The sequence below is a fragment of the Burkholderia sp. Se-20378 genome, from assembly GCF_017104665.1.
GTDB classification, from domain to species: Bacteria; Pseudomonadota; Gammaproteobacteria; order Burkholderiales; family Burkholderiaceae; genus Burkholderia; species Burkholderia lata.
In genome coordinates, this window is record NZ_JAAGPG010000419.1 from 1 (window position 1) to 7,460 (window position 7,460).

The following is a 7,460-nucleotide window of genomic DNA, read 5'->3' on the forward strand; positions in this document are numbered from 1 at the left end:
TCGATACGGGCGATCGTACCAACTGCACGCGCGATCGGACATCACCGCGTGCGGTTGCCGCCGGGAAGCGCCGCAGCGCGGGTGCGTCGCCCCGTCACTGCCCCGGCACGTGAACGCCCTCGCGCCCGCCCGCCGGCTCGGCGCCCTTGCCGCGATACCACACCGCGTAGACGACCGACAGCACGATCATGAACGGCACGCCGCAGAACAGCGTCATCCGGAACTCGCGCGTGAAGTACGTCGTCACCAGCGCCGCGAACATCAGCGCGGCGCCGAGCAGCGACGTGACCGGGAAGCCCCACATCCGGAACGCGAGCGTCTGGCCGCGGTGGTGCCGGCGGAAGAACAGGTGCGTGACGAAGATCATCAGCCACGTGAACATCGCGCCGAACATCGACACCGACATCATCATCACGAACGACGTGTCCGGATACAGCACGTTCAGCACGGTCGCGAGCGCGATCCCGATCGCGGACAGGCCGAGCGCGGCCGCCGGCACGCCGTGGCCCGTCAGCCGGCCGAGCGCCTTCGGCGCGTAGCCGGCGCGCGACAGGCTGAACATCATCCGCGTCGTGATGTAGAGCTGGCTGTTCATCGCCGACAGCGCGGCCACCAGGATCACGAAGTTGATCACGCCGGCCGCGCCCGGCACGTGCGTCGCAGCCATCACCTTCACGAACGGGCTTTCGTCGGAGCCGGCCGCCGTCCACGGGACGATCGCCAGCATCAGCGCGAGCGTCAGCAGGTAGAAGAACACGAGGCGCGCCATCGTCGCGCGGAACGCACGCGTGATCGCCTGGTGCGGGTCGCGCGCCTCGCCGGCCGCGACCGCGATCATCTCGATGCTCAGGTAGCTGAAGATCGACACGATCACCGCGACCCACATCCCCCATACGCCCTTCGGAAAGAAGCCGCCGTGCGCCGTGTAGTTCGCGAAGCCGATGCCGGAGCCCGCCGGCGCACCGAACACGACCACCGCGCCGAGCGCGATGAACGCGACGATCGCGGCGATCTTCAGCATCGAGAACACGTACTCGACCGCGCCGAACACCTTCACGCTGACCAGGTTGATGCCGATCAGCGCGACCGAGAAGCCGACGATCCAGTACCAGCCGGGCACGGCCGGAAACCAGTACTTCATGTAGACGGCGATCGCCGTCACCTCGGTGCCGACCGCGAACACGATCGACGCCCAGTACGCGTAGCGCACGAGGAAGCCGGCCAACGGGCTCACGTAATGCTCGGCATACGCGCCGAACGAGCCCGACGTCGGGTGCGCGACCGTCATCTCGGCGAGGCAGCCCATCAGCAGCAGCGCGATCAGCGCGCCGATCGCATAGCTGACGAGCACGCTCGGCCCCGCGAAGCCGATCGCGAAGCCGCTGCCGAGGAACAGCCCCGTCCCGATCGCGCCGCCGATCGCGATCATCGACAACTGCGCGGTGGACAGCCCGCGATGCAACCCCTTCTCACGTTCGACGATCGCGTCGAATCCCTGCCGCTGGTTCATGCCGTGTCTCCTTCGTCGAACGCGCCCCGCGTGGCGCGGGACGTCGTCCGATCTCGTTCTGTTGCGTCGTGTTGCGTCGTACTGCGTGCCGGATTGCGCGGGCCGTCAGGTCACCGACTTGCGCGCGAGGAATGCGTCGGTGTTCCATGCGCCGCTCGTCACCACGTCCTTCAGCGCGGCGATCGTGTCCCACACGTCGACGTAGCGCACGTACAGCGGCGCGAAGCCGAAGCGCAGGATGTCGGGTGCGCGGAAGTCGCCGATCATGTTGCGCGCGATCAGCGCCTGCACGATCGCATAGCCCTGCTCGTGCGCGAGCGACACCTGGCTGCCGCGCTGCGCGGCGTCGCGCGGCGACGCGAGCGTGAAGCCGAGGCCCGCGAGTTCCTGGTCGACGAGCGCGATGAACAGGTCGCCGAGCGCGACGCTCTTGTCGCGCAGCACGTCGAGATCGACGCCGTCGAATGCGTCGAGCGCGGCTTCGAGCGCGATCACGCCGAGCTGCGGCGCGGTGCCCGTCAGCATCCGGTCGATCGCGGGGTGCGGCGCGTAGTCGTGCGTGAAGTCGAACGGCTTCGCGTGGCCGTGCCAGCCCGTCAGCGGCTGCCGCACGCTCGCGAGATGCCGCGACGCGACGAACACGTAGGCCGGTGCGCCGGGCCCGCCGTTCAGGTACTTGTAGCCGCAGCCGACCGCGAAGTCCGCGTCGCACGCGTTCAGCCCGATCGGCATCGCGCCGGCCGAGTGGCACAGGTCCCACACGCTCAGCGCGCCGGCCTCGTGCGCCAGGCGCGTGACGGCCGCCATGTCATAGCGTTTGCCGCTCTTGTAGTTCACGTGCGTCAGCGACACGACCGCGACGCTGTCGTCGATCGCCGCGACGATGTCGTCCGGATCGACGCAGCGCAGCTCGCAACCGGTCATTTCGGCGACGCTCGCCGCAATGTAGACGTCGGTCGGGAAGTTGGTGCGCTCCGCGAGGATCACGCGGCGCCCCGGCCGCATCCGCGTGGCCGCCACCAGCACCTTGAAGAGATTCACCGACGTGGAATCGGCGACGATCACCTCGCCGTCGCCCGCGCCGATCAGCTTCGCGATCTTGTCGCCGGTGCGCTGCGGCGCCGGATACCAGTCGGCGTCGTTCCACGAGCGGATCAGCCCGTGCGCCCATTCGTGCTGGAGCGCGCGCTGCATGCGCGCCGGCACGTTCGCCGGCATCGCGCCGAGCGAGTTGCCATCGAGATAGATCGTGTCGGCGGGCAGGTCGAAGCGCGCGCGGCAGTGGGCGAGCGGGTCGGCCGCATCGAGCGCGGCGCAGTGTTCGCGTGTGGTCATGAAATCAGGTTTCCTTCTTGAATGATGGTCGTCGTAAGGGGCGTCAGGCCGCGCGCGACGCCGCGGCCGGCGGCAGGTCGAAGAAGCGCAGCGCGTTGCCGCCGAGGATCTTGGCTTTCGCGGGTTCGGAGAGATCGGGATGCTGCTCGACGAGCGAGCCGATCCGTTGCTCGCCGAGCGGGAACGGATAGTCGGAGCCGAGCATCACGCGGTCCTCGCCCATCGTGTCGACCAGCAGGCGCAGCGCGCCGCGATCGAATACCGCGCTGTCCACGTGGAAGCGGTCGAGATAGCTGACGGGCGGATGCGGGCAGTCCTCGCGCACGATGTCGCGCTGCTCCCACGCGTTCTGCACGCGACCGAGCAGGAACGCGAAGCTGCCGCCGCCGTGCGCGAAGCACAGCTTCAGCGTGCGCGGAATCCGCTCGAACGCGCCGGACAGGATCAGCGACACCATGCTGAGCTGCGTCTCGGCCGGCATCGCAACGAGCCACGGCAGCATCCACTTCTTCATCCGGCCGTCGGTCATCATGTCCCACGGATGCACGAGCACCGGAATGCCGTCGTTCGCGCAATGCGCGAGGAACGTGACGAGGTGTTCGTCGTCGAGGTCGAGCGGCCCGAGGTGGTTGCCGATCTGCACGCCGCGATGGCCGGCGCGATGCGCGCGTGTCGCTTCGCGGCACGCGAGCTCGACGTCCTGCAGCGGCACCTGCGCAAGCGCGAGCATCCGGTCGGGCGCATGCGCGCACAGTTCGAGCGCGCGGTCGTTCATCCGCATCGCCCAGTCGTGCGCATCGTGCGGCGCGCTGTCGTAGCCGAACATCACGGGCGTCGCGCACATCAGCTGGATGTCGATGCCGAGCGCGTCCATCTCTTCCAGGCGCGCGGCCGGGTCCCACAGTGCGCGGTAGACCGGGCGAAACGCACGGTCGCCCGTCATGATCATCCCGTTCTGGCCGTCCGCGTCGATGCGCAGCCACGGCGCGCGCTGCGCGTCGAGGCGCGCGGCCTCTTCCCGCGAGATCGGCGGAAAGAAGTGCGAATGCATGTCGATTCGAAGTGTCATCGTCGTTCTGTCGGGTTGAAGGCGCGGCGGACTCAGGCCGCGTTGCCGGAATGCACGTGGCCGCAGTGCGCGCAACGGCGCAGCGTGTCCGACGCGTAGAACGCATCGAACAGCGGCGGCAGGTCGGTGACGATGCTCTTGAGCTGCACCTCGACGCGATGGACGAGATGCCCGCACGCGTCGCAGTACCACTCGAACCCGTCGACGACGCCCGCCGGCCGCTGGCGCTCGATCACGAGGCACGCGCTGCCGGCTTCGGGGCGCTGCGGCGAATGCCGCACGTGCGGCGGCAGCAGGAACATGTCGCCTTCCTTCAGGTCCACGCGTTCGCGCTTGCCGTCGATCCACAGGTGCAGGTACGCGTTGCCGCGCAACTGGTAAAAGAATTCCTCGAACGGATCGTCGTGATAGTCGGTGCGATGATTCGGGCCGCCGACGACGGTCACGATGAAATCGCTGTCCTGCCACACCTGCTGGTTGCCCACCGGCGGCTTCAGCAGGTGCGCGTGCTCGTCGATCCAGCGCGAGAAATTGAACGGGTTGCCGTACTTCAGCATGGTCGTCTCCTCCGGGCGGGCGACGTGAAACGCCCCCTCGCCGCGCATGTCATTTTTTCGGTGCGTACGCGATCGCCTTCATCTCGATCAGCAGATGCGGATGCGGCAGCTGATGCACCGCGACCGTCGTGCGCGTCGGGCCGGTTTCGTCGAAATACTCGCCGTACACCGCGTTGTAGCCGCCGAAATCGTTCATGTTCACGAGGAACGACGAAATCTCGACGAGCGACGACAGATCGGCGCCTTCGCTGCGCAGGATGTCGCGGATGTTCTCGATCACCGTGCGCGTCTGCTCGCGGATGTCGAGCTGCACGGTGCCGAGCGCGTCGGCCGACGCGCCCGCGATCGTGTTGTCGGGCCGCCGCGAACTGGTGCCCGACACGAACAGGAAATCGCCCGCACGCGTGATGTGCGGGAAGCGGCCGCGCGGCGTGGCCTTGCCGGGCACGACGCGGCCCTGGATCGAATGGTCTTGGCTCATGATGGTCGAGTGGTGGTGAATTCGGTGCTGCCGAGCCCGTGCACCGTGCAGTGCACGTGCGCGCCGGCAGGTAACGCATCGGCGGCCGTCGCCGCGCCGGCCACGATCAGCGAGCCGGCCGGCAGCACCAGCCCGCTCGCCGCGATCAGCCGCGACGCCTGCACGACCGAGCGCAGCGGATCGCCGAGGATCGCGGCGGTCGAGCCGGTCTGGACCACGCGGCCGTTGATCCGCATCACGACGCCCGCGTTGCGCAGCCCGTCGAAACGCGTGCTCCACGGGCCGATCGTCAGGCCGGCCGACGAGCAGTTGTCGGCCACCACGTCCTCCAGCGTGAAGCGGAAATCGCGGTAGCGCGAATCGATGATCTCCATCGCCGGCGCGACGGCCTCCAGGTAGCCGGATGCTTCGAGCAGCGTCAGCGGCCGGTCGATGTCGCGGCGCGTGAGAAAGCACACTTCCGGCTCCACGCGCGGATGGATGAAGCGTCCGAGCGCGACGTGCCCGCCGTCCTCTTCCAGCATCGTGTCGGTGAGCCAGCCCCAGATCAGGCTGTCGACGCCCATCTGGACCATCTTCGCGCGGCTCGTGAAGCCGAGCTTCACGCCGACCATCGTCTCGCCGCGATCGATCCGGCGCTCGATCGACGCGCGCTGGATCACATAGGCCTCGTCGAGCGAGAACGTGGCGCCGGTCGTCAGCTGCGCGATCGCCTCCGCGTGACGCGCGGCGTCGTCGACGCGGGCAGCCAGCCTGTCGAGATCGGTCATGCGGCCTCCCGTGCCTTCAGCATGTCGAGCGCGACGTCGACGATCATGTCCTCCTGCCCGCCGACCATCCGCCGCCGGCCGAGCTCGACCATGATGTCGAACGCCGACAGCCCGTATTTCGCGGCGGCCGCTTCGGTGTGGCGCAGGAAGCTCGAATACACGCCCGCATAGCCGAGCGCGAGCGTTTCGCGGTCCACCCGCACCGGGCGCTCCTGCAACGGGCGCACGATGTCTTCCGCCGCGTCGATCAGCTGCTTCACGTCGCAGCCGTGATGCAGCCCGAGGCGGTCGACCGCCGCGACGAACACTTCGAGCGGCGCGTTGCCGGCGCCCGCGCCCATGCCCGTCAGCGACGCATCGATGCGGTCGCAGCCGTGTTCGAGCGCGACGATCGAGTTCGCGACGCCGAGCGACAGGTTGTGGTGCGCGTGCATGCCGGTCTGCGTGGCCGGGTCGAGCACGGCCTTCAGCGCATCGAAGCGCGCGGCCACGTCGCGCATGCCGAGCGCGCCGCCCGAATCGACCACGTACACGCACTGCGCGCCGTAGCTTTCCATCAGCTTCGCCTGCTGCGCGAGCGCGTCCGGCGACGTCATGTGCGACATCATCAGGAAGCCGACGGTGTCCATCCCGAGTTCGCGTGCATACGCGATGTGCTGCTTCGAGATGTCGGCTTCGGTGCAGTGCGTCGCGATCCGCACGATGCGCGCGCCGGCGTCGTACGCGGCGCGCAGGTCGTGCACGGTGCCGATGCCCGGCAGCAGCAGCGTCGCGACCTGCGCACGCTTCACCGTGCCGGCCACCGCCTCGATCCACTGCAGGTCGGTATGCGCGCCGAAGCCGTAGTTGAAGCTCGACCCCGACAGCCCGTCGCCGTGCGCGACCTCGATGCTGTCGACGCCCGCGTCGTCGAGCGCACGCGCAATCGCGACGGCGTGGTCAAGCGAATACTGATGGCGGATCGCATGCATGCCGTCGCGCAGCGTCACGTCAGATAGATAGATCTTGTTCGTCTGGTCGGTCATCGCCGATCTCCCGTCACGCTGCGACGCGGCTGGCCGCGATCTGTTCCGCGGCCGCGAGCGCGGCCGACGTCATGATGTCCAGGTTCCCCGCATACGACGGCAGGTAATGCGCGGCGCCTTCGACTTCGAGAAACACGCTGACCTTCAGCCCCGCGCGGCGCTCGCCCGCGTCGAACGCGAGCGGCTGCGCGGCCGTGTAGCGGTCGAACTGGACGGCCTGCTTGAGCCGGTAGCCGGGCACGTAGCTCGCGACCGCGTCGACCATCGTGCGGATCGAATGCTCGATCGCGGTGGTGTCGGCGTCTTCGTCGGTCAGGCAGTACACGGTGTCGCGCATCATCAGCGGCGGCTCGGCCGGGTTCAGCACGATGATCGCCTTGCCGCGCGCGGCGCCGCCGACCGTCTCGATCGCCTTCGACGTCGTTTCGGTGAATTCGTCGATGTTCGCGCGCGTGCCGGGGCCGGCCGAGCGGCTCGAGATCGACGCGACGATTTCCGCGTAATGCACCGGCGCGACGCGCGACACCGCGTGCACGACCGGGATCGTCGCCTGGCCGCCGCAGGTCACCATGTTCAGGTTCGGCGCGTCGAGATGCTCGAACAGGTTGACCACCGGCACGACGAACGGCCCGATCGCGGCCGGCGTCAGGTCGATCACCTGCACGCCGTGACGGCCGAGCACCTCCGCATGGCGCGCATGCGCGCCGGCCGAC

The 7,460-nt window shown here is 68.6% G+C and carries 8 protein-coding genes; all 8 read right to left on the bottom strand.

Annotated features, from left to right (window positions below):
* Window positions 1-94 precede the first annotated feature (94 nt).
* Entirely contained in the window at window positions 95-1,510 is a 1,416-nt protein-coding gene (locus G3N93_RS29940; RefSeq protein ID WP_174939084.1) for an amino acid permease, read from the bottom strand.
* A 105-nt stretch (window positions 1,511-1,615) separates the two neighbouring features.
* Window positions 1,616-2,845 carry a kynureninase gene (gene kynU, locus G3N93_RS29945; RefSeq protein ID WP_174939082.1) on the bottom strand — a complete coding sequence of 410 codons (1,230 nt, stop codon included), beginning with the start codon at window positions 2,843-2,845 and terminating at the stop codon, window positions 1,616-1,618.
* 43 nt (window positions 2,846-2,888) lie between these two features.
* Window positions 2,889-3,914: an amidohydrolase family protein gene (locus tag G3N93_RS29950; protein WP_174982478.1), complete on the bottom strand. Its 1,026-nt coding sequence runs from the start codon at window positions 3,912-3,914 to the stop codon at window positions 2,889-2,891.
* A gap of 32 nt (window positions 3,915-3,946) precedes the next feature.
* Window positions 3,947-4,471 (bottom strand): 3-hydroxyanthranilate 3,4-dioxygenase, encoded by a 525-nt coding sequence (locus G3N93_RS29955; RefSeq protein ID WP_206134574.1) that lies wholly within the window; start codon window positions 4,469-4,471, stop codon window positions 3,947-3,949.
* 49 nt (window positions 4,472-4,520) lie between these two features.
* Window positions 4,521-4,952, bottom strand: a complete 432-nt coding sequence (locus tag G3N93_RS29960) for a RidA family protein (RefSeq protein WP_174939076.1) — start codon at window positions 4,950-4,952, stop codon at window positions 4,521-4,523.
* Complete coding sequence (locus tag G3N93_RS29965) at window positions 4,949-5,722, bottom strand: 2-keto-4-pentenoate hydratase (RefSeq protein ID WP_206134575.1); 774 nt, start codon at window positions 5,720-5,722, stop codon at window positions 4,949-4,951. Before G3N93_RS29965 ends, G3N93_RS29960 begins: the two co-directional genes overlap by 4 nt.
* Window positions 5,719-6,747, bottom strand: a complete 1,029-nt coding sequence (gene dmpG / locus G3N93_RS29970; RefSeq protein WP_174939071.1) for a 4-hydroxy-2-oxovalerate aldolase — start codon at window positions 6,745-6,747, stop codon at window positions 5,719-5,721. Before dmpG ends, G3N93_RS29965 begins: the two co-directional genes overlap by 4 nt.
* Before the next feature lie 13 nt (window positions 6,748-6,760).
* The coding region (locus G3N93_RS29975; RefSeq protein WP_206134576.1) for an acetaldehyde dehydrogenase (acetylating) at window positions 6,761-7,460 on the bottom strand (700 nt) is incomplete at its 5' end.

Excerpts from the sequence above, each read along its gene's own strand:
- G3N93_RS29940 (WP_174939084.1), bottom strand. The coding sequence starts at position 1,510 with ATGAACCAGCGGCAGGGATTCGACGCGATCGTCGAACGTGAGAAGGGG.
- kynU (WP_174939082.1), bottom strand. The coding sequence starts at position 2,845 with ATGACCACACGCGAACACTGCGCCGCGCTCGATGCGGCCGACCCGCTC.
- G3N93_RS29950 (WP_174982478.1), bottom strand. The coding sequence starts at position 3,914 with ATGACACTTCGAATCGACATGCATTCGCACTTCTTTCCGCCGATCTCG.
- G3N93_RS29955 (WP_206134574.1), bottom strand. The coding sequence starts at position 4,471 with ATGCTGAAGTACGGCAACCCGTTCAATTTCTCGCGCTGGATCGACGAG.
- G3N93_RS29960 (WP_174939076.1), bottom strand. The coding sequence starts at position 4,952 with ATGAGCCAAGACCATTCGATCCAGGGCCGCGTCGTGCCCGGCAAGGCC.
- G3N93_RS29965 (WP_206134575.1), bottom strand. The coding sequence starts at position 5,722 with ATGACCGATCTCGACAGGCTGGCTGCCCGCGTCGACGACGCCGCGCGT.
- dmpG (WP_174939071.1), bottom strand. The coding sequence starts at position 6,747 with ATGACCGACCAGACGAACAAGATCTATCTATCTGACGTGACGCTGCGC.